19 protein-coding genes are annotated in these 22,539 nt (G+C 42.5%); 14 read left to right on the top strand and 5 right to left on the bottom strand.

The annotated features are described in order from the left end of the window. Nucleotides 1–37: 37 nt before the first annotated feature. From B6N13_RS04770 to B6N13_RS04745, 6 genes are all read left to right on the top strand, one after another. Nucleotides 38–805, top strand: coding sequence for a 3-hydroxyacyl-CoA dehydrogenase (locus B6N13_RS04770; RefSeq protein WP_169458649.1), 768 nt, complete (start codon nucleotides 38–40; stop codon nucleotides 803–805). Nucleotides 806–818: 13 nt separating this feature from the next. Next, a complete protein-coding gene (locus B6N13_RS04765) occupies nucleotides 819–2,597 on the top strand; it encodes an acyl-CoA dehydrogenase (RefSeq protein WP_169458648.1) in 1,779 nt (592 codons plus the stop codon). A gap of 133 nt (nucleotides 2,598–2,730) precedes the next feature. Beyond that, a complete protein-coding gene (locus B6N13_RS04760; protein ID WP_169458647.1) occupies nucleotides 2,731–4,584 on the top strand; it encodes a feruloyl-CoA synthase in 1,854 nt (617 codons plus the stop codon). Between the two features lie 30 nt (nucleotides 4,585–4,614). Then, the gene (locus B6N13_RS04755) at nucleotides 4,615–5,031 is read left to right on the top strand and encodes a thioesterase family protein (protein WP_169458646.1); all 417 of its coding nucleotides are present in this window, start codon (nucleotides 4,615–4,617) and stop codon (nucleotides 5,029–5,031) included. A gap of 20 nt (nucleotides 5,032–5,051) precedes the next feature. Continuing rightward, complete coding sequence (locus B6N13_RS04750) at nucleotides 5,052–5,801, top strand: electron transfer flavoprotein subunit beta/FixA family protein (protein WP_169458645.1); 750 nt, start codon at nucleotides 5,052–5,054, stop codon at nucleotides 5,799–5,801. Further along, the gene (locus B6N13_RS04745; RefSeq protein WP_169458644.1) at nucleotides 5,801–6,733 is read left to right on the top strand and encodes an FAD-binding protein; all 933 of its coding nucleotides are present in this window, start codon (nucleotides 5,801–5,803) and stop codon (nucleotides 6,731–6,733) included. Before B6N13_RS04750 ends, B6N13_RS04745 begins: the two co-directional genes overlap by 1 nt. Nucleotides 6,734–6,829: 96 nt before the next feature. On the opposite strand, the gene B6N13_RS23530 is transcribed toward B6N13_RS04745, so the two are convergent. Beyond that, the gene (locus B6N13_RS23530) at nucleotides 6,830–6,955 is read right to left on the bottom strand and encodes a hypothetical protein (RefSeq protein WP_282434062.1); all 126 of its coding nucleotides are present in this window, start codon (nucleotides 6,953–6,955) and stop codon (nucleotides 6,830–6,832) included. Nucleotides 6,956–7,219: 264 nt separating this feature from the next. Here B6N13_RS23530 and B6N13_RS04740 point away from each other — a divergent pair, with 264 nt between their 5' ends. Beyond that, the gene (locus tag B6N13_RS04740; protein ID WP_169458643.1) at nucleotides 7,220–8,674 is read left to right on the top strand and encodes a TrkH family potassium uptake protein; all 1,455 of its coding nucleotides are present in this window, start codon (nucleotides 7,220–7,222) and stop codon (nucleotides 8,672–8,674) included. A gap of 19 nt (nucleotides 8,675–8,693) precedes the next feature. Here B6N13_RS04740 and fdhD read toward each other — a convergent pair whose 3' ends face one another. After that, a complete protein-coding gene (fdhD, locus tag B6N13_RS04735) occupies nucleotides 8,694–9,566 on the bottom strand; it encodes a formate dehydrogenase accessory sulfurtransferase FdhD (protein ID WP_169458642.1) in 873 nt (290 codons plus the stop codon). 425 nt (nucleotides 9,567–9,991) lie between these two features. Between fdhD and B6N13_RS04730 the strand changes: the two genes are divergently transcribed. Next, complete coding sequence (locus B6N13_RS04730; RefSeq protein ID WP_157035986.1) at nucleotides 9,992–11,425, top strand: peptidoglycan DD-metalloendopeptidase family protein; 1,434 nt, start codon at nucleotides 9,992–9,994, stop codon at nucleotides 11,423–11,425. 127 nt (nucleotides 11,426–11,552) lie between these two features. Here the strand turns inward: B6N13_RS04730 and B6N13_RS04725 are convergent, their stop codons facing one another. Then, nucleotides 11,553–13,676 carry a TRAP transporter permease gene (locus B6N13_RS04725; protein ID WP_012070692.1) on the bottom strand — a complete coding sequence of 708 codons (2,124 nt, stop codon included), beginning with the start codon at nucleotides 13,674–13,676 and terminating at the stop codon, nucleotides 11,553–11,555. A 96-nt stretch (nucleotides 13,677–13,772) separates the two neighbouring features. After that, on the bottom strand, nucleotides 13,773–14,801 hold the full coding sequence (locus B6N13_RS04720; protein ID WP_012070691.1) for a TAXI family TRAP transporter solute-binding subunit: 1,029 nt from the start codon (nucleotides 14,799–14,801) through the stop codon (nucleotides 13,773–13,775). Nucleotides 14,802–15,082: 281 nt separating this feature from the next. On the opposite strand from B6N13_RS04720, the gene B6N13_RS04715 reads away from it, so the two are divergent. The 4 genes from B6N13_RS04715 (at nucleotide 15,083) to B6N13_RS23650 (ending at nucleotide 19,271) form a co-directional block, all read left to right on the top strand. After that, nucleotides 15,083–15,703 carry an HAD family phosphatase gene (locus B6N13_RS04715; RefSeq protein ID WP_169458641.1) on the top strand — a complete coding sequence of 207 codons (621 nt, stop codon included), beginning with the start codon at nucleotides 15,083–15,085 and terminating at the stop codon, nucleotides 15,701–15,703. Between the two features lie 87 nt (nucleotides 15,704–15,790). Continuing rightward, on the top strand, nucleotides 15,791–16,531 hold the full coding sequence (locus tag B6N13_RS04710) for a class I SAM-dependent methyltransferase (protein ID WP_169458640.1): 741 nt from the start codon (nucleotides 15,791–15,793) through the stop codon (nucleotides 16,529–16,531). A gap of 99 nt (nucleotides 16,532–16,630) precedes the next feature. Continuing rightward, nucleotides 16,631–18,589 carry an acetate--CoA ligase gene (acs, locus tag B6N13_RS04705; RefSeq protein ID WP_012070688.1) on the top strand — a complete coding sequence of 653 codons (1,959 nt, stop codon included), beginning with the start codon at nucleotides 16,631–16,633 and terminating at the stop codon, nucleotides 18,587–18,589. 28 nt (nucleotides 18,590–18,617) lie between these two features. Continuing rightward, nucleotides 18,618–19,271: a response regulator transcription factor gene (locus B6N13_RS23650; protein WP_169458639.1), complete on the top strand. Its 654-nt coding sequence runs from the start codon at nucleotides 18,618–18,620 to the stop codon at nucleotides 19,269–19,271. On the opposite strand, the gene yidD is transcribed toward B6N13_RS23650, so the two are convergent. Continuing rightward, a complete protein-coding gene (gene yidD, locus B6N13_RS04695) occupies nucleotides 19,268–19,543 on the bottom strand; it encodes a membrane protein insertion efficiency factor YidD (protein WP_169458638.1) in 276 nt (91 codons plus the stop codon). The two genes, B6N13_RS23650 and yidD, sit on opposite strands and share 4 nt — an antisense overlap. Before the next feature lie 112 nt (nucleotides 19,544–19,655). Between yidD and B6N13_RS04690 the strand changes: the two genes are divergently transcribed. Continuing rightward, on the top strand, nucleotides 19,656–20,522 hold the full coding sequence (locus B6N13_RS04690; RefSeq protein ID WP_169458637.1) for a prephenate dehydratase: 867 nt from the start codon (nucleotides 19,656–19,658) through the stop codon (nucleotides 20,520–20,522). A gap of 2 nt (nucleotides 20,523–20,524) precedes the next feature. Then, the gene (locus B6N13_RS04685) at nucleotides 20,525–22,531 is read left to right on the top strand and encodes a TonB-dependent receptor (RefSeq protein ID WP_169458636.1); all 2,007 of its coding nucleotides are present in this window, start codon (nucleotides 20,525–20,527) and stop codon (nucleotides 22,529–22,531) included. The last annotated feature ends 8 nt before the right edge of the window (nucleotides 22,532–22,539 follow it).

Below are 22,539 nucleotides of genomic sequence, written 5' to 3'. Positions count from 1 at the left end.
GCTCTAAAAATAACAAAGCAAATTAAAGGTGTATTTTATGCAAATCCAAGACAAACATTTTGTAGTTACAGGCTCGGCTTCTGGTATTGGCGAAGCGGTTGCGCGTCGGTTACATGGTTTAGGGGCAAAAGTCACTTTAGCGGATGTAAATGAAGAAGGTTTAGCGCGTGTGAAAGCCTCTTTAGGTGAGCGTGTACAAGGTTGCGTGACAGACATCGTCAGCGAAGAATCGGTACAAAATGCAATTGATAAAGCCGTAGAAGCGTTTGGCCCTATCAGTGGTCTGGTGAACTGCGCTGGTATTCCAGGTGCAGAACGTATCGTTGGTCGTGAAGGTCCGCATCGTTTAGCGTCATTTCAGCGTGCAGTATCGGTTAACTTAATTGGTACTTTTAACATGATTCGTTTGGTTGCAGACAAAATGCAGCACAATGAACCTGAAGCCAATTTAGAGCGCGGTGTGATTATCAACACAGCCTCAGTGGCAGCATTTGATGGTCAGATTGGGCAAGCTGGTTATGCGGCTTCTAAAGGTGGTGTTTGTGCCATGACGTTACCGATTGCCCGTGAACTAGCGCGCTTTGGTATTCGCGTAATGACTATTGCTCCGGGGTTATTTAAAACACCAATGATGGATGTGCTTCCAGAAGAAGTGCAAAAGTCTTTAGGTGAATCTGTACCATTTCCGCCACGTCTTGGCGAACCTGATGAATACGCTTCTTTGGCCCAACATATCATTGAAAATGGCATGTTGAATGGCGAAGTCATTCGTCTGGACGGTGCGATTCGTATGGCGGCGAAGTAATTCGGAGTAGATGATGACTTATCAAGCGCCTTATAAAGACATGCAGTTGCTGGTGGCGCAAGCTTATCAGCAACAAGGTCTAGATGCTCTCGAATCATTGGATGGTTTTGATCCAGAGCTAGCCAACGCAGTGATGGAAGAGGCAGCAAAATTTGCTGCTGGAATGCTCGCGCCACTAAACCAAATTGGTGATGTGCAAGGTTGCCGTTTTCAGGATGGTGATGTGATCACACCAGATGGATGGCAAGATGCGTATAAGCAATTTGCTGAATCGGGCTGGATTGGCTTGGCGTTGCCCGAGGAGTTTGGTGGTCAAGGTCTGCCAAAGTACATAGCTCAACCTGTGAATGAAATGTGGTTGTCGGCAAATTTGGCCTTTGTGATGTTTCAAGCCTTGGCTCAAGGTGGTTCAGAAATTCTACTGAACTTTGCTAACGAGTCTATTCAGCAGCGTTATTTGCCAAAGATTGTCAGCGGTGAATGGACGGTCGCTATGGCGTTGACAGAGCCCAATGCAGGCTCTGATTTAGGCGCACTGAATACCAAAGCTGTTCCACAACAAGATGGCACTTATAAGATCAAAGGCCAGAAGATTTATATTACTTATGGCGATCATGATCTTACCGACAATATAGCCCATTTAGTGCTCGCGAGAACGCCTGATGCGCCAGCGGGTAGTCGTGGTATTTCACTTTTTATCGTACCTAAATATCGTGTTTCTGATGATGGCTCTTTAGGTGGGTTTAACGATGTTCGCTGTACTGGCATTGAGCACAAAATGGGGCTCCATGGCAGTCCAACTTGCTCCATTAGTTACGGCGATCAAGACGACTGTGTTGGTGAATTGGTTGGCGAGTTGAATCAAGGCTTAATGGCTATGTTCGTACTGATGAACGAAGCTCGTTTAAGCTGTGGCTTGCAAGGTGTAGCGTTAGGTGAGTTAGGGTATCAACGGGCATTGGAATATGCCAAAGAAAGAACTCAGGGTACAAATGTCCAAGGCGAAAAAGTAGCCCTTGTGGAACATGCTGATGTGAAACGCATGTTGCTAGAAATGCGTTCAGAAACTTTTGCATTACGCGCATTGGGTTATCAGATTGCTGCACAAATTGATGCAACTGAATCAGCTGTTGATAAAACGGAAAGCAATCAAAGCAAAAAAGACAGAGTCGCTTTACTTACCCCGATTTTTAAAGCCTTTGCGACAGAGCGTGTCAACGTGATGGCGGGGCAAGTGATTCAAGTATTTGGTGGGATGGGTTTTGTTGAAGAAACAGGTGTTGCGCAAATCATGCGGGATGCTCGAATCACGACGATATATGAGGGCACAACCGGCATTCAAGCACGTGACTTGATGTTTAGAAAAGTCCGTGGTGATCAGGGTAAAGCCTTAACAGAGTTACTTGCAGATATTACTCAGTTGGCGAGCTCATTTGAATCTGACCAAGTGTTCGCTGCCATGGCAAAAGAAACCCAGCAAGTGGTTACTAAAGTGACGTCTTTGTTGGATTCTCACTTGCTTAACTCTCAGGGGAATAACAGTAACAGCGATGCAACGTCTTTACATGCTGTGTCGGTGCCTTTTTTAGAAGCGATGGGCATTTTATGTTGCTCTTGGCAGTTATTAAATGTGTTGGTTTATCAGCAAGCACAAGAGAACACAGATGAGTCCTATATGCAGAATCTTAGAGCGTTGGCAGCATTCTATGGTGCTTATCGTTTGCCTTCTGCGATGGCTGCTTTGAAGGTCGTTGAAAACGCTGGCGCGGGTGTCAGCGAGTATGAATTTTGAAATAGACCGAGAGGTCTGAAGTCGAGAAAACAATAACAATTCGGCAGTGGTTTACAAACCACTCCCTAAAACTCTAGCCATAAAAATAATCAAAGCGCCTTTTAAGGGCAAAAGATGAGAGTGGGAGCAAAAAATGAACGGTGAATTTCATCCAATTAAGGTCGTAGCGCATCCTATCCACATTGAAAATCGCGAAGGCGGAGTGCAAATCATCAATAGCCAAAAGGCACTAGATGAGTATGCACGGTGTTGGACAGATCAGCTTGAATATTGGGCGGCAAAAACACCCGATCAAATGTTTGTTGCAGAACGTGACGATCAAGGTGAATGGCAGAAAGTAACCTACGCACAAGCAGTAACCCGAGTACGTAAAATTGCCTCTTGGTTAATTACTCAGCCTGTTTCTGTTGAGCGTCCAATCGTGTTTCTATGTGGTAATAGTCTAGAACATTTGATGTTTGCGCTGGCTGGTATGTACGTGGGAATTGCCCATGCCCCTGTGTCTCCAGCGTACTCTTTGGTTGCGACAGACTACAGCAAGTTACAGCATATCTTCGATATATTGACACCTGGCTTAATTGTGGTGGATGAACTTGCCCCTTATGAGAATGCTATCCAAGCGGTTTGCAAAGATCTGGATACGCCAGTTGCTGTTATTAAAGGCGACATTACTCCGCAGAAAATTAAAAATCCGACGCTCTCGTTTCAGTCATTTTGGGATTTTCCTGAATCAGATGCTGTGAATGAAAAGAATGCACAAGTAAATGGCGATACCATTGCTAAAGTGCTTTTCACTTCTGGCACAACGGGTATGCCAAAAGGCGTTATCAATACTCAGCGAATGATTTGCGCCAACCAAGTAATGATTCATCAGGTTATGCAGTTCTTTAAAGATCAGCCACCTATTATGGTGGATTGGCTTCCTTGGAATCATACCTTTGGCGGCAATCATAATATCGGTATTGCCTTGTACAATGGCGGTAGCTTGTATCTTGATGATGGCAAACCAACCGAAAAATTGTTTGCTAAGACCTTAAAGAATTTGGCTGAGGTTTCTCCAACTGTTTATTTTAATGTGCCAAAAGGCTTTGAGCTTTTAGTGAAAAGTTTAAAAGCGGACAATGAATTGGCCGAGAAATTCTTTGCACGCTTGCAGTTTACATTTTTTGCCGCAGCAGGCTTGGCGCAGCATATTTGGGACGATTTGGATGCTTTGGCGATTAAGTACACTGGCAAAAAAATTCCTATGGTCACCGGACTCGGTTGTACTGAAACGGCACCATCAGCGACATTTGCTTCGGTTGAGGAATCCGCTTCAGGCGTTATCGGTGTGCCAGCACCGGGTGTATCTATCAAGCTTGTTCCAAACGAGGGCAAATTAGAAGCACGTGTCAAAGCGGAAACCGTGATGCCAGGATATTGGCGTCAACCCGAGTTGACCGCAAAGGCATTTGATGAAGATGGTTATTACTGTCTAGGTGATGCTTTCGCTTATCTTGATGAAAACGAACCACAGCGCGGCTTTCGTTTTGATGGTCGTGTGTCGGAAGATTTTAAACTAGATAGCGGTACTTGGGTGAGTGCTGGAACATTACGTGCCAAGTTCATCAGCGCGTTTGCGCCATTTGTACAAGATGTTGTCTTGTGTGGTACAAACCGTGGTTATATCAGTGCGTTGATTTTCCCTGATTGGGCTCATTGTCAGGCGATTCTTCCTCATGATTTGGTTGAAACAAATGAAGAAATCATCGCGCATTATGCTGTTCGTGAAGCTTTCAAACAAAAATTGGTTGAGTTCTCAAAAAACAGTACCGGAAGTTCAACGGTGGTGCAGCGTATTTTGTTACAGGCGATTCCACCTAGTATTGATGCCCATGAAGTCACTGATAAAGGTTCGCTGAATCAGCGTGCAGTACAAGCTCATCGAGAAGATCAAATTGAGCTTTTGTACCAAGAACCCTTGTCGGACTTAGTTATTAGTCTTTAAGAAGAAGCATCATTTTAAAGAGGCTGCATCATGTTTAATAATGAACGCCAAGTACAAATCGAGTGGGGCGACTGCGACCCTGCCGATATTGTTTTTTATCCGCGTTATTTTGCATTTTTTGATGCATCAACTGGCGCCTTGTTTGAAGCGATGGGTTATACGCTTCGACATATTCGAGACGAGTTAAAGGATGTTGGTTTTCCAATGGTCGATACCCGCTCGCAGTTTTTTAAGCCTTCTAAGTTTGGTGATAAGGTGATTATCAAAAGTGAAATTACGGATGTTGGCCGTGCCAGCTTTGGAATTCGTCATCAGCTTTTTAATGGTGGTCACTTAGCGGTCGAATGTACGGAAAAACGTGTCTGGGCTTGTCATAATGCAGAAGGTGTTCTTAAAGCCAAACCAATCCCAGATGACATCAGAGCCAAAATGTTGAGTCATGGTTAAACAGAAAGGTCAGTGAAAGAATGAAAATTTTAGTGGGTGTTAAACGAGTCATTGATTACAACGTCAAGGTTCGTGTTAAAGCAGATCAAAGCAATGTGGATTTAACCAATGTAAAAATGGCGATGAACCCATTTTGTGAAATCGCCGTTGAAGAAGCTGTTCGCCTTAAAGAAGCCGGTGTTGCGTCAGAAGTCATCGTGATGAGTGTTGGAACAACGCAAAGCCAAGAGCAACTTCGCAACGCCATGGCGTTAGGCGCTGATCGTGCTATCTTGGTTGAAACTGAAAGCGACGTTGAGCCTTTAAATGTCGCTAAAGCCTTTGCTGCGGTGGTTGAAAAAGAGCAACCAGGATTAGTTATTCTTGGTAAGCAGTCGATTGATTCAGACAATAATCAAATGGGACAAATGTTGGCGGCTTTGACAAAACGTCCACAGGGAACCTTTGCTTCTAAGCTGCTTATTGACGGTGGTAAAGCACTTGTTACTCGTGAAATTGATGGCGGCTTACGTACTATTGCACTTACATTGCCTGCGATAGTGACAACAGATTTACGCCTTAATGAACCGCGTTACGCCAAATTGCCTGATATTATGAAAGCCAAGCGTAAACTACTAGAGACTCTGCCTTTGGCAGATTTAGGCGTGACATCAAAGGCGCATTGCCGAATAGATAAAGTTGAAGCGCCTGCAACTCGTAGTGCTGGCATTAAAGTGGCGTCGGTGGATGAATTGATCAGTAAATTAAAAGACGAAGCGAAGGTGATCTAATGACGACTTTATTAATTGCAGAACATAATTCAAGCGTACTTTCGTCTTCTACTTTATCTGCGTTGACGGCCGCTCAAGCCATTGGTAATGAGATTCATGTGCTGGTGGCAGGTAAAAACATTGAATCGGTCGCGAATGCAGCTGCTCGTTTGTCTGGTGTCACTAAGGTGCTTTGTGCAAATGCTGATGCCTATGAATATGTATTGGCTGAACCAATGGGCGATTTAGTGGTGCATTTAGCGGCGAGTTATTCGCATATTGTTGCGCCGTCTAATTCAGAATCGAAAGACTTTATGCCAAGAGTGGCCGCTTTATTAGATGTTGGCCAAGTGTCTGATATTTGTGCTGTATTGAGCGCAGATCAGTTTAAGCGTCCAATTTATGCCGGTAACGCTATTGCGACGGTAACCGTGTTAGACGATAAAAAAGTCATTACAGTGCGAGCATCTTCCTTTGATAAAAGTACTCAACAGAATGATCAAGCCTGTGTTGTTGAGGCGGTAGATTTTATTGCTGATAGTAACTTGTCTAGTTGGCAATCTGATGACATTACTGAATCGGCGAGACCCGATCTAGCGAGCGCTAGCCGTATTGTATCTGGTGGCCGTGGTGTTGGTAGTGGCGATAACTTTGCGCTGGTTGAAGCCTTAGCCGATAAATTAGGTGCTGCGGTTGGCGCGTCTCGTGCAGCGGTTGATGCGGGTTTTGTATCGAATGATTTGCAAGTCGGTCAGACTGGTAAAATTGTTGCGCCAGATCTGTATATGGCATTTGGTATTTCTGGTGCTATTCAGCATTTGGCCGGCATGAAGGATTCCAAAGTGATTGTAGCGGTAAACAAAGACGAAGACGCGCCTATTTTCCAAGTTGCAGATTATGGCTTGGTCGGCGACCTTTTTGATGTGCTTCCTGAAATGACGAGCAAACTTTAGAATTGTATTAGAGTATAAATAATATGACCGCCTATCATTAAGTTAGGCAGTCTGTTGTGAATTTGGTGACTTTAACCGAGCTTAGGCTCGGTTTTTTTATTTGCTTGAGTGAGTTTGCGAGCAAAGTTCAATGACGCGTTTGCCGCTGATAACTAAAAAACAGCAAACTGTGGTGGCAAGAGCAGAAAGGTGAAAAAAATCAACAAGTAACATGTTTTCCATAGATAGTTCCTTTTGTTGGCGCTTTTATTCATTGTTATTTTATTTAATAAAAGCACAGGTTTCACAATTCGTCCACAATATTTGCAAAATAGTTTTTTTTAAATGTTCGTTTTCTATAATGAAAAGTTTTGAATTTAGCTTTATTGACTTATAGTGTGCATCAGGATTAATAGCGTGCCTCGGTCCTGTAGTTCAGTTGAAATATTCCCTCTATCAAAGATGTTTTTATACCGTGCAGATTGTTTATAGGAGTCGTGACGACTCATGATTCGCCCATTGTTGATTATGCGTTTGCTGACGATGCCGTGTTTATGGATGAGTGTGGTGCAGTTTGTATTCGGTGAATTGTCCTTTATGTTATTTAAAGATGATGTTGGACGTGCTTTTGCGACGCCAGCCTTGATTACGTTTACCATATCTTTGGTTCTTTTATTGGGCTTTAAAAAATATCCTTTACCCTCCGTAAATACTCGTGAAGCCATGCTGTTCGCCACGTTGACTTGGTTAGCTGTTGGTGTATTGGGTGCAATTCCTATTATATCGGTTACGCATATTTCTTTTACCGATGGCGTGTTTGAATCTATTAGTGCTTTGACGACTACGGGCGCTACTGTGTTGTCTGGTTTGGATGAATTGCCGCCGACTTTTTTGATGTATCGTCAATTTTTGCAATGGATGGGCGGTCTTGGTGTGGTGATCTTTGTGGTGGCGATTCTTCCCATGCTGAACATCGGTGGAATGCGTTTGTTAAAGGCGGAAACGCCGGGGCCGATTAAAGACGATAAGCTTTCTCCTCGCGTATCTAGTACAACACATTATTTATGGATGGTGTATTTGGCCATTACTGGCTTATGTGCGTTGAGCTATTACTTTGCTGGTATGTCGGCGTTTGATGCCATTGGTCACAGTTTTACCACGGTATCCACTGGCGGCTTTTCAACTCATGATGCCAGTATGGGCTATTTTAAAAGCCCGTTAATCTTGTGGATCTGTAATCTTTTCATGGTACTAGGTGCGGTCAACTTTGCTCTGCATTATCGTATTTATATTGCTCGTAGCATTAGACTGTATTGGAAAGACGAAGAGACGCGTGGTTTTCTTAAAATCATTACTTTTGTGGCGTTATTATTGGCTTTGTTTCTTTTCCAGACAGGTTCAGAAGATGGGCTTTGGGTCTCTATTACTCAGTCGTTCTTTCATGTTATTTCGTTTATTACCAGCACAGGATTTGCCGCAACAGATTTTGGCGCTTGGCCTGCAGTGACCTCAATAGTATTGATTTTTGTTGGTTATATTGGCGGCTGTGCAGGTTCGACAGCGGGTGGTAATAAAGTGATTCGGAATATCATTTCTTTGAAATCTATTTCGTTGGAATTAAAGCGTTTGGTGCACCCAAATGGTGTTTTTGCGATGAAATTTCAAGGGCGAACTATTAGTGCCGATGTACGTCATTCGGTGATGGGCTTTATGTGTCTGGCCGCTATGGTTACTGTGTTTTTTACGATTTTATTGATGATGACGGGCATGAGTTTTATGGCATCCCTGAGCGCGACGGCGGCTTGCTTGAATGTGCTGGGACCGGGTTTTGCTGAGCTTGGTAGTAACTTTTCACCTCTAAGCGATACGGGCACTTGGTTGATGAGTTTTGCGATGATCTTGGGGCGTTTGGAATATTTTACTGTGCTGGTGCTTTTCTTCCCCGTAATGTGGCGTCATTAAACGTATCACGCTTATGCTGTTATTTACTCGATAAGGCGAACACTCGCGGTGCATCGTGTTTGGGTAAATGAATTAATGTTAGTCCGTAATGCTGGGCAAGTTTGACAGCGAGTGTACTTGGCGAGGCTAGATGGATTAGTCTAGAAAGTCCGACTCGTACAGCTTTTTGAACCAATTCTGTGCTGCATCGACTCGACATCAAAACGCTGTAATTATGTAAATTTATATCCTTTTGTAGCGCATAGCCAATTATCTTATCAAGGGCATTATGCCGACCTATGTCTTCCATGCAAACAATAGGTTCACCTTCGGGTGATATCAGCAGGGCAGCATGAACCGCTCCGGTTTTGTTTCCTAATTCTTGGAGCTCAGATAAACGGGGTCTTAATGTGATTAGGCTTGCTTCTTCTATTGGGGTACTAGGCTGAAGTATTGAAAGCACAGGGATTGCTTGAGTCAAAGATTCTATACCGCATAAACCACATCCAGTTGCGCCAAGATGTGTTTGTCTTCTTTTTTTGAATTGAGCAAATCGGCGTGGACTTAGTTCTAGATTGATGGCAACGCTTTCGATGTCTGGTTGTGTTTGTGTGAGCTGGACTGTGATGTCTCGTACATCATTAATATGTTCAATAATGCCTTCACTGCGAGCAAAGCCGACGACAAAGGCCTCTAAACTCACAGGGGTAACCATCATAACTGCATACGAAATATCGTTGATACTGATGGCAAGCGGCATCTCTTCTACAAGTTCTGCCGATTCTAATATTTTTTGTTCGAATCGGGGCGTTGTTGTGTCTTCGCATTGATGCGCAATATTTTTCTGCAAAGTGTCACAACGGCCAAACTGTTGGCGTCTGTAGCTGGTAAACGAAATAGGAGAATGTAGCATGATATCGAATTCAGTTAATTAAGAAGATGCTCTTATAGTACGGAGAGAGATTGGGAGCGTCCAATGCTTTTGCGCTAAGAAAGAGCATGAAAACGACATGAATTTTGAATAGATATTGTTTGTTTAAAAAAGAGGCGATATGCAATCGTGTTTCAAAAGCTTAAGTATTTCTTTAGACCCTAAAATGCCGTATCCTACCCAAAAAAATTAAGCTTCAAAAACCCTTATACGTATTGGTTTTGTAAAACTATAGGTTAAAAGGGTATGGACTGTGATTATTTGCACTCCAACAGTGGCAAGGAAAAAGCACATGCTACAAAGTGTGGTTCTGTTTTTGTCATATATCGAGAACGTGTGCGATCAAATGTATTAGCACATAGTCAGGTTCTCCGTGAGCCACTTTTTGTTAAATGAGTTTTTTATTTATGCAGTTTATTAATCGCCTCTCGCGTTGGGCTTTGTCTGGCCCGCGAGCTTGGTTATCCATTATATTTGTTGCTTTTATCGCTTTGTTGTTTGTTTATAAGTCCCTTGTATCACCAACAAATAATCCTAAAGACTACACATTACCTAGTACCGCTAAAATAGATACAGAGAAGAGTAATGACACTAAAAGTCTAGTGCCTCCACAGGCCAGTTCGAATACGGATGAAGATAATAACTATGATTCGCTGGTTACGACCGATCCACTACAAAACGTGGAGAAGGTTACTGCCTCTATTCCTTCAATAGAATACGTTATTAAGCCTGGTGATACCTTAGCTCGCATCTTTGCGCGCTTAGGGTTATCGCGAGAGTCTTTGTATTCTGTATTGGAAGCGGACCAAGAGTTTTTAGTTCTTGAGCCTTTGATGCCGGATGATAAGTTCACCTTTAAGTTGGACGAAAACGGTGATCTACTTAGGATTACTCGCCGTATAGACATTAGTAAAAGTGTGTCTTATGTACAGCATGATGGCGGTGGTTTTAGCTACGAAGAGAAAGTTAATCCCATTACTTACACGCAAGAGGCAGTGCACAGTAAGATAAGTGGAAATTTTTATTTATCAGCTAAAAAAGTAGGTTTGTCGGATACTAATATTTTAATTATTAACGATTTACTGAAAGGTCGAGTGAATTTTCGCAAAGATCTTAGGGCCGGTGATGACTTTAATGTCATTGTTAAAAAAGGCAATATTGGTGGCGTAAAGGTAGGGGAAACTCAACTAGAAGCACTGGAAATAACGGTAAGAGGTCAGAAATATAGTGCTTTCTTGCATTCAGATGGGCGTTTTTATGATCTCGATGGCAACAGCTTAACACCTGCCTTATTACGTTGGCCAACGCGTAAACAGTATCGAATTAGTTCGCCTTTTAATGCCAATCGATTACACCCGATTACAGGTCGCCCTGCACCACACAATGGTGTTGATTTAGCGACTCCTTCAGGGACAGAAGTTCTTGCTACAGGAGATGGTGTTGTTACTCGAATCGCAACGCATAAGTATGCAGGTAAGTATGTTGTGGTTGATTATACGGGTCCTTATAGCTCACGTTTTTTACACTTAAGTAAGATATTAGTGAAACAAGGCCAGAAAGTTAAACGTGGTCAAGTAATTGCTTTGTCTGGTAATACGGGTCGAACAACTGGCGCCCATTTGCATTATGAACTGCATATAAGAGGCCGACCAGTTAATCCAATGACGACGGATATTCCGACTACCCAATCCATACCGAAGGGTGATAAAAAAGAATATGCCAGTAATGTTAAGCGCTGGGTAGCCATGATGGCGAGTGCTCAGGCAGCAGATTCAGTTAAGAATACAGACGTTGAATCAGAGCCTGAACCAGTCTCCGAATTGGATGCCGCGGCAAATTAAATATCGATTTAAAACTGAGTGATGAAACATAAAAAGGCGTCTTTTCATAAGAAGAGACGCCTTTTTCATTTAGCTATTATTGCGTTAAGAGATTAACTATTATTTCAATATTGTGATGCGTGATCACTTACATACTTTTCTTATAAGACTTGTTACCTATGACGAAGAGTACCAAGAAAATAGCGAGGCCAATACAATTAACCCAAAGCGCTAAATGTGGCCATAGCATCATCAACGAAGCGGCTAAAGCAATGAATCGTGAAAAGATCGATAGCTTATCTTCTAAGTAACCCTCCATAGCTCCAACTAAGGCATACATACCAAATATAGCAAAGAAAGACAGACGCAATAGTGTTTCTGTATCACCGCCTATTAATGGAGTGTAAGCCATTAATAGTGGAACAATGTACAAACCTTTTGCTAGTTTCCATGCAGTCAGACCGGTTAGCATCGGCGGTGTTTTAGCAATAGCGGCGGCAGCGAAAGCGGTTAAACATACAGGTGGAGTCACGTTACTGTCTTGTGAAAGCCAAAAGATGATCATGTGTGCTGTTACCAAAATCATCGCGACGCTCTGAGCACCTAAGGCTTGATCCATCAACATGCTTTTGAAATCGTTAGGAACTTGTGCCAATAAAGCTTGAGCTTGTTCCATTGGCATGCCTTGCGCTAAAGAAGCAATAGCAGAAGGATCGACCAGCATGAATACTGCGCTTGCGGCTTCAGGCAAACTACCAGAAGACATCATATCCAAGAGCTGGCTTTCTGCGATGAGATTAAATAGAGCTGGAGCCGATAGCGTTCCTAACACGATGTAAGACGCCGTTACTGGCAAGCCCATACCTAAAATTAAAGACGCAATTGCAACGAGAATAATGGTAAAGAACAGACTACCACCGGCCCAATTGGTTATTAACAAAGAGAAAGTATTACCAACGCCAGTGGTGCTAATTACGTTAACTACTAAGCCAATACCTACCAGTAGAACCGCAGTGGTAGACATGTTTTTCGCGCCTTGAGCCATCGCATCGATAACCGCAGCCGGCCCCATTCTATGCTTGCTAGAAAGGAAGGAGGCAGCAATAACCGCCAAAATACTAATACCCGCAGCGTATGTTGGTGTAAAACCTTGTACTAACAAGGTTACTAAAACCCCAAGCGGCACAATATGATGCCAGCCATCTTTAAGGACTTGTGAAATATTGACGGCATCATCGCTTTCTGTCGCGATAACTTTACTGCGTTTTGCTTCGACACGTACGAAGAAACCAACGGACAGGAAATAAAGAAGCGCTGGAATGGCAGCCACACTAATAATGGTGACGTAAGAAACTTGTGTATAAGAAGCCATAATAAAAGCCCCAGCACCCATAACTGGCGGCATCAATTGCCCACCGGTAGAAGCTGCAGCTTCGACGCCAGCAGCAAAACGCGCTGGAAAGCCCGCTCTGCGCATCAGTGGAATGGTGATAACACCAGTCGATACAGTGTTGGCTACTGACGAGCCAGAAACAGAACCCATTAAGCCAGAACCTAATACCGCCACAAAACCGGGGCCACCTATCATTTTGCTAGCAAGCGAGCGTGACAGATCAATAATAAAATCACCTGCACCGGATTTTACTAAAAAGGCGCCGAATAAAATAAACATGAAGACAAAGCTCCATGAGATTCTAGAAATGGAGCCAAACATGCCATCTGTGCTAAAAAAACTGCGATACAAAAGGGTTTCAAGGCTAAGTCCGGGGAAGTTAAACATACCAGCGAGCCAGCTTCCCCAGAGTACAACGTAGGTTAGTGCAACGATAATGAGAAAGGGAATAAACCAACCACTGGTACGGCGAATCAGTTCAAGAGATAGTAAAACAGCAACGCTGGATACTATCCAGTCTGAGGTGTTGAAAGTTACGCCGCGGGCGTATAGCGCATCTTCAAAAAAGACAATGTAGAGCACCATTCCGATTAGGGCGAGTACAATAGCCCCATCAAAAAATAGAGCGATTTTACTGTCTTGCCATTTAGGATTCGCTGGGATCAACAAGGCACACAAGATACCGAATCCAGCAAAATGAAACGCAGAGACCCAAAGTTCTGGAAGTGTGGCTATCGTATTAATGTAAATGTGGGCAACTGCCAAGAAAACCGAAAGGGCAAATACAAAACGGTTTAGCCAAGGGCCAGAGCGATGTTTGGTTTCAAAATCTTCAAGATTGATGTCTTGAGGTGCGGTTGGTTGCGATGAAGCAGTCATAGACAAGCTACCTTTATGTGTGCAAAAAACGGATTGAGCAAAGGCGTAAAAGGCGCGCCGCACTAGTGTACGGCGCTAGAACAATAGTGAATGATGTTATTTAGCGATCAGGCGAGCTGGGATATTAATACCGCGTTCACGGTAGTAACGAGCGGCACCTGGATGCAGTGGAACAGGAAGACCTGCAATGGCTTTCTCAAGAGACATCACGGATGTCGCTTTATGAATGGCACTTAAATACGCTAAGTTTTCATAAAGTGATTTGGTTAGCTCATAGACGTCGTCTTCTGATAAGTCAGCGCGTGTTGCAAGGAAGTTAGGCTGAGCCACCGTATTGATGTCTTTTGTTTGGCCTGGGTAAGTGTTAGCTGGAATGACGTAGCGGGTCCATAGCTCGTAGTTACCATTTGCTTCCTTAATTTGCTCGTCAGTAAAGTCTAATACTTTGACCTTGTCACCCATAGATGCGTAAAGTCTAGTTACCGCACTGACAGGAACGCCTGCAGGAGTGTTCATGCCGTCGATATTGCCATTTTGCATTGCGTCGGCACTTGCACCGTAGCCCATATAAGCTAAAGCGAATTTATCAGGATCAATGTTTAGCCCTTTCAATTGCTGACGGCCAGAACCTTCGGTTCCAGAGTTTTTAGTGCCGATGGAAAATTTATGGTTGGTTCCTTCGAGACCTTTTAGATCCGACATAGTGCCAGTTTTAGTTAGGTCTGTTTTTAGAACAAAATGTTCTACGTTTTGCCAAAGCATGGAAACAGAGCGTAACTCAGTTTGTTTGCCAGAGCTTTCGAATGGGCCTTCACCGTCCCAAGCCCAAGCACCGTAAAGACCTTGTAAAATAGCGAATTGAGCTTGGTTTTCACGTAAAAGTTTGATGTTTTCGCCTGAGCCTGCTGAGCTGATAGCTGAAACTGATAGGCCAAACTTAGGTTCTAGCTTTACTTTGCTTAAGGTAGCGATAGCGACACCCACAGGGTAATAAGTGCCCCCTGTCGATGCGGTTGCTAAGATGTAATTGCGGTTATCTGCAGCAGATACACTGGATGCTGATAAAGCAATCGCAGCAGCGGTTGCACTCGTAAGAATAGTTTTAGTAACAAAGCCCAATTTCATATTATTTTTCTCCTATTGATGGGGTTGGTTACATAACCTATAGCGATAATCATGCCAAATATATATCTTATTGATATGTATGGTCTTTATTTTATCCTTGGTATTTCCTTTCTTTTTTTATACACATATGGGCTAATTATTGCTTATGGTTGACGATTCAGTATCGGCAATAAATTGCTTACGATGTAAGTGAGTAAAAATCGCTGTTAACATGCTATTTTATGTCATAGAGGGATATGTGATGAGCAAAATTTTGCCGATGAGTCTAAAGCGAGAAAATAATGAAACAAGATCATAATATTCGTGTTGTATTGTTTGATTTGGGAAATGTCTTAGTCGACTTAGGCGATATTTCTGAAATGCATGCTATGTTGAATACCGAAGGTGAGGAGACTGAAGTCTGGTTGAAGTGGCTAAAATCACCGACTGTGGCGGCATTTGATTCTGGAAAAATTACTTTTGATCAATTTGCTGATAGCTTACTGAAAGAAGTTGGCAGTAATATAGATAAAGAAACATTCAAAGCATCTTTTAAAGCATGGCCAAGAGGCTTGTTTGCTGGGGCGCTTGAGCTGGTTGAATCTGTAAAGCCTGAATATCATCGTGCTATTTTATCCAATACTAATGCCGCTCATTGGCCGCGACTAATGGATGAAATGGCGCTGGCTGGTAAATTTCACAGTTATTATGCTTCTCATATAGTAGGTTTCGTAAAACCGGATGAAGCGATTTATCAGCACGTCATTCGCAATTTGCAGGTTGCTCCCGAGCAGATTCTTTTTATTGATGATAATCAGATCAATATTGATATGGCCAATGCTCTAGGAATGAAAGCGTTTCGTGTCAAAGGGGTTGATGAAGCACGTGTCGTACTTCATCAACATGGGGTGTTGTCCAGCTAAATTATAGGCTGAGACAATAGTACTAGAATTGCTTGAAGCCTTAAATTAAGCAGTTGAGGTTAAATACCATTAGGTTTAGAGGTTTCTATGCGTACGTTTGATGGACAATCTTCTACTAGTTATTCACGGACTCGGCCTATGTACCCGGCTGAGCTTTATTATTGGCTATCCCAACAAGTACCTGCATCAAGTGTTGTATGGGATTGTGCGTGCGGTACTGGCCAAGCTTCGGTTGATCTTGCTGCGTACTTTGATCGCGTAGAAGCGTCTGATATTAGTGAATCTCAAGTAACTGCGGCGACACCTCACCGGAAGGTGAATTATCAGGTTTTTCCAGCTGAAAAGACGCTCTATCCTGACCATTATTTTGATGTTGTATGTGTTGCTCATGCATTGCATTGGTTTAATTTAGAGGCGTTTTGGAAAGAATTAAAGCGGGTATTAAAACCTGGTGGCATGTTTGTTTGCTGGGGATATAACTGGTTACAAGTAGGTGAGACAGAGGATAAAGCGATAGCTGAGTCTGTGCTGCCTCATCTTGAGACTTATTGGCCAGCAGAAAGTCGTTTATTGTGGAATCAATATCGTGATATTAAGTTTCCTTTTGAATTAATAGACGTCCCAAAATTTGAGCTAAGTTGTCATTGGTCTGTGGCGCAAACGCTGGATTTTATTCGTACTTGGTCTGCATCTCAGTTGCGTATACAAGAGCTGGGAGATGATTTTTTATTAAATGCTTCACCTATTATTCGTGAGGCTTGGTCGGAGCCGACAAAAAAGCAAGAGATACATCTGCCATTCTTCGTAAAAGCGGGGCGTTTCGCTTAGGTTTGCTTTTGCAATAAGACTAAAGTGGAATAGATTGGAACCTCTAGCGAGTTATAGTAGTTCAGCATCCGAATAACAAATTTAACAATGGAGCGGGTTATGAAGTCATTATATAGCGCAACCTCAAATGAGGCGGCAAAAAATGCCAATGTGAGTCAAGCAGAATTTGAAAAACGCTATCAAGAATCGATTGAAAATCCAGATGAGTTTTGGGGGCGAGAAGGGAAGCGTATAGACTGGTTTAAGCCTTATACAAAAGTTAAAAACACCTCTTTTAAACGAGGCGAAGTTAGCATTAAGTGGTTTGAAGATGGTGAGTTAAATGTGGCTTATAACTGCATTGATCGTCACTTAGCTAAATCTGCAAATAAAGTCGCTTACTACTGTGAAGGTGATAAAGAAAGCGATGAAAAAGTCGCAATTACCTACCAAACATTACACGATGAGGTTGGACGTTTAGCCAACCTGTTAAAACGTCAGGGCGTTAAAAAAGGCGACCGCGTTGCTATTTATATGCCAATGATTCCGCAAGCTGTTTACGCTATGTTGGCGTGTGCTCGAATTGGTGCGATTCACTCTGTTATTTTCGGTGGTTTTTCAGCGCATGCTATCGCCGATCGTTTAAACGATTGTGAAGTAAAGCTGGTTATTACCGCAGACGAAGGTCGTCGTGCTGGTAATACTATTCCTCTTAAACATAATGTTGATATGGCGTTGGACAACAATGCTTGTCCAACTGTTGAAAATGTTATTGTCTACCGTTACACAGAAAAAGACGTGCCTTGGTTTGAAGGCCGTGATTTAGACTGGGCGGTTGAAGTAGAAAACGAAAGTACTGAATGTCCAGCAGAACGTATGAACGCGGAAGACCCTTTGTTTATTCTTTATACATCTGGTTCAACCGGTAAGCCAAAAGGTGTGGTGCACACAACAGGCGGATATTTGGTGTATGCCTCGTTAACTCATGAATTGGTATTTGATCTTAAGCCAGATGATGTTTATTGGTGTGCCGCTGATGTGGGCTGGATCACAGGCCATAGTTATATGGTTTACGGGCCACTTGCTAATGGCACAACGAGCATCTTATTTGAAGGGGTGCCAACGTATCCTGATTCAGGTCGAATTGGTCGCGTGGTTGATAAATTTGACGTGACCATTCTGTACACAGCACCAACGGCTATTCGAGCTTTGATGGCGAAAGGCGATGAAGCGACGCGTTCAAGTAAGCGAGATTCTTTACGAGTATTAGGTAGTGTGGGTGAGCCTATCAACCCAGAAGCTTGGTCTTGGTATTACAGCGAAATTGGTAATTCCTCTTGTCCTATCGTTGATACTTGGTGGCAAACTGAAACTGGTGGCATGATGATGACGCCACGTATTGTTCAAGGTGATGTAAAACCTGGTTCATGTACTGGTCCTTTGTATGGTGTGCAACCTGCTTTGGTAGACGCACAAGGCGTCTTGCAAGAAGAGCAAGGCGTGTTAGTGGAAGGTGGTTTGGTTATTACGGATTCTTGGCCAGGCCAGGCGCGAACTGTTTATGGCGATCATGAGCGTTTCGAGCAAACTTACTTCAGTACTTTCGACGGTATGTACTTCACTGGTGACGGCGCATCTCGCGATGCAGATGGCCATTATTGGATTACTGGCCGTATGGATGATGTATTGAACGTTTCAGGGCATCGTCTTGGAACAGCTGAAATAGAAAGCGCATTAGTGGCTCATCCTTCTGTCGCTGAAGCTGCTATCGTGGGATTCCCTCATGATATTAAAGGACAAGGCATTTATGTTTATGTCAGTGCGATTGCTGGTGTGATTCCAGATGAAGAATTGACTAAGTCACTAAAGCTGTTTGTTCGTCAAGAAATTGGTCCTATTGCAACGCCAGACCTTATTCAATGGACAAGTAAAGGTTTGCCGAAAACGCGATCAGGTAAAATTATGCGTCGAATTTTAAGGAAGATTGCCGCAAACGAACATGATCAATTGGGTGATACAAGTACATTAGCTGATCCAAGTGTGGTTGATGATTTAATCGAAAACCGTTTAAATGTGTGAACGTTTACACATTTAAAAAGGATACACAGTGATTTCACTTGTTATCGCGGATGATCACCCTTTGTTCCGTAGTGCGCTATGTGGCGCACTACGGGCTGAAATTGAGGGAATTGTAATTGTCGAATCTCATGATTTAGATTCGACGTTACACTGTTTAGCGAACGTAAATGATCTTGATTTACTGCTACTAGATTTAAATATGCCTGGTAGCGGTGACTTGTATGGACTAATTAGAATTCGTAAAGACTTTCCTGATGTGCCGGTGGCAGTTATTTCTGGCAGTGAGGACAGTGTAATGGTTGCTAAAGTGATTGATGCTGGTGCTTTGGGCTTTATTCCCAAAACTAGCGAGCCTGCCACTTATGTACAGGCCATTCATGCTATTTTGGCGGGAGATATTTGGCTTCCAGATGATCTTAGACAAGAGGTTGCTGATCAACCAAAACCAGATTTATCAATGCAGCACAAAGTAACTGAGCTGACACCTCAGCAATATAAAGTTTTGTGTTATTTGCATGAAGGTCTGTTGAATAAACAAATTGCTTATGAATTATCTATTTCTGAAGCAACAGTAAAGGCTCATATAACGGCTATTTTTCGTAAGCTAGAAATCAATAATAGGACGCAAGCAGTATTGGTCGCTAGTGATTTGAAGTTACAAATGACTACTGCACAAAGTTAATTCTTTTCTTTTTCTTTTTTAGCCTGATCTTTTCTATTTTTTCCGTCCTTGCAGTGGCATGAGCTGGGAACAGGATCCATGCCACCTTCGTGCCATGGGTGACATTTAGATAATCTTTTCAAACCAAGGTACATACCCTTAAAAATCCCATAACGCTCAATGGCTTGGATCATATAATGTGAGCAGCTAGGGTAAAAGCGACAGTTATTACCCAATAATGGACTAATTAAAAACTGATAGCCTTTTACTATTAATATGAAGATTCTTTTCATGCGCTACTTATCTAGTGAATGATTGGGTGACTATTGGGTTATGTCATTTTTGTGTAAATAGTAACGTCTATTTGTTACTGTAGCGGAAATATATCACAGAATCGATTCTACTATGCCAGATCAACATCTTACTCTTGATGCAATGCAAGTCGTTGCTTATCAAGGCGAGCCAGGAGCCTATTCGCATCTTGCTTGCAAACATACCTTTCCTGATTGGACCAGCATTCATTGTGCGACCTTTGTTGATGCCTTGCAGATGGTGGAGCGAGGTGATGCTTATTACGCCATGATTCCCGTTGAAAACTCTACTGCTGGTCGAGTGGAAGAGATTTATCGAGAATTAAAACGCACTCAGCTGTATGTGGTGAAAGAGCATTTTGAACCAGTTAATCATTGTTTGATTGCTCGTCATTCTATGACATTAGATCAAGTTACTCGCATTGGTAGTCACCCTCAAGCGTTGGCGCAATGTGATGCTAATATTAAGGTGTTAGGTGCGAAAAGCCAGGCCATGTACGACACTGCGGGTGCTGCTAAGCATATTGCTGAGTTTGATGAGCCTGGAATGGCGGTTATTTCGTCTGAATTGGCTGCAGAATTGTATGGCCTAAATGTACTTAAAACTTTTTTTAACGACACTGTGGGTAATACAACTCGCTTTTTGGTTTTTTCTCGTCAGCAAAAAATGCCTATTTATGAAGATGGCTTAACATATATCACTTCTTTTATGTTTCGTGTGCGAAATATCCCCGCGGCCCTGTATAAAGCGATGGGCGGTTTTGCTACTCAAGGGATTAACATGTTGAAATTAGAAAGTTATATGGTCAATGGTAACTTCACTGCGACTCAGTTTTATGTTGACGTTGAAGCTCATTTTCAATCTTCCTCTATGCAAGCTGCGTTAGAAGAGTTGCGTTTTTTCTCTGAAGAAGTTCGAATGTTAGGAACCTATTTAGCGGATGATTATAGGTCGAAGTAGCAATGATAACTCGTTTTTTGTGCGTTAGTTTTTATCTGTTCTTTAGTTTCAATGCTTCGGCAGAAATGGAAGATTTGTCTTCTGCTAGAGGGGATTTTTCTGATTTAGGTTCCTATGATGACTTTTTCGATCATATTTCTGTAGTTGTTACGCCGTCTAAAATGTCTCAGCCTAGGGTTGATGTGTCTTCTACGTTATCTGTATTGGACGGTGAATTTATCCGACGTATAAATATGCAATATGTAGAAGATCTTTTGCAGTTTATACCTGGCTTTTCAGTTGCACCTTATAAGTCATCCGCCCAAAAAGAAGCCTCTTATCATGGTACTCAGCTAGATCAATATCGTCGTATTCAGGTGTTGGTTAATGGTCGTTCTGTCTATAGTGTGGGGCTGGCGCGAGTTGAATGGGCAACGTTACCATTAAGTATTGAAGATGTCGCCCGTGTGGAGGTTAACCGAGGACCAAATGCGGCCAGCTATGGCATTAACTCTTACTTTGCTGTGGTGAATATCATTACCCGATCTCCATTAGAAACCTTGGGTGACAGTATCACTGCGTATTCTGGGGCTCGCGGAGATTATCGTTTATACGGGCAGCATAGTGGTTTGAATGGTGACTGGAGTTATCGTGCGTCTGCCTCGACGAATGCAGTGCATGGCTTTGATAAAGATTTTTATGATAAAGATCGTCATGATGGGCATCGTTCAACGATGGGAAATGTTCTTATTCAAAAAGAGACAGCAGGCAGCACCTTTAATCTTGATATGGGGGCTAATAGTCTTAAGGATAAGGTTGATCCGGTGAAATATGGCGCAGGTTCTTATGATATTAATAAGCCTATGCGCTTGATTGATCGTGAGCATATTAAGTTAAGCTATAGCAAACAAGTTTCACCGAGTCATGAAGTGAAAATACAGTATTACTATGATCAATCTGATTTAAATGAATATCATGAAGCTATACTTAGCTCTGGATTTTATAACGCGCTATTTGGTGGTTCTAGTACTGTCTCAGTACATGAGTCCGCAACGGTTGATCTACTGGAAACTCGTCAAGATATTGAGCTACAAAGTACATGGGAAGCATCCAATCAACTGCGTTTGATTTCTGCTGTGGGCTATCGTTGGGATGAAGCGGATTCTGAGCATTATTTATCAGGTAAAGCGAGTGATGAAGTGTTTCGTCTTTCTTCTAACGTAGAGTACCGCGCCAGCGAAAGTTGGATAATAAATGCAGGGGCTATGTTTGAGCGTAGTCAAATGGGGGGGGAGTTTTTGTCACCCAAATTTGGGATGACCTATAAGTTATCTGAACAAGAGTCAATGCGATTTAATATCTCCAAAGCGGTAAGAACACCTGATTTATCAGATCAATATTTTAAGTGGCATTATGTTTTAGGCAATGGGGACAGTTCTCCAACCTCGTATGCGGTGAATGGAGAAAAAGAGGAAAAAATTACCTCTTATGAAGTGGGCTATTATCATTATTGGCCGAGTCGTGGCTTATCGCTTGATATAAAATTTTATCATGATGAAATTAAAGATATGGTCTTAAGTCAGAAAAAATTTACGGCCTATACTGGAGATACTCAAATCGAAGAGGGTATAACGGAAGATGTTGATATCAATGGAATGGAACTAGAGCTTGATTGGCGTTTTCGATCAGGTGCTATCACTCGATTTACCTATTCTTATCAAGATACGCAAACAGATAATGCGGCTCTTATAAAGTCAACAACGCCTATAATGTTATCTTTCTTTGGTAGTTTGCCTATAACGGAACGGTGGGCAGTTCAAAGCTATTACTGGTATGGAAAAGAGTTAGGTGGAAATAATTACGAGCTTCTCAATACATGGCTGTCTTATCGTTTATCCTTAGGTGGGTATTCCAAAGCGACAATGGGGATTGGAGCAGAGACGCGTTTGGATAATAATGCGTTAATTTCTAAGCATAATAATATGACGGAAGATACTTTTGCTTATGTGTTTACAAATATCACTTTCTAATTCGGATG

It is taken from the genome of Marinomonas sp. UCMA 3892 (assembly GCF_012726345.1).
Classification (GTDB): Bacteria; Pseudomonadota; Gammaproteobacteria; order Pseudomonadales; family Marinomonadaceae; genus Marinomonas.
The sequence above is the reverse complement of the archived record's forward strand: the minus strand, read 5'-3'. Positions and strand labels throughout refer to the sequence as shown.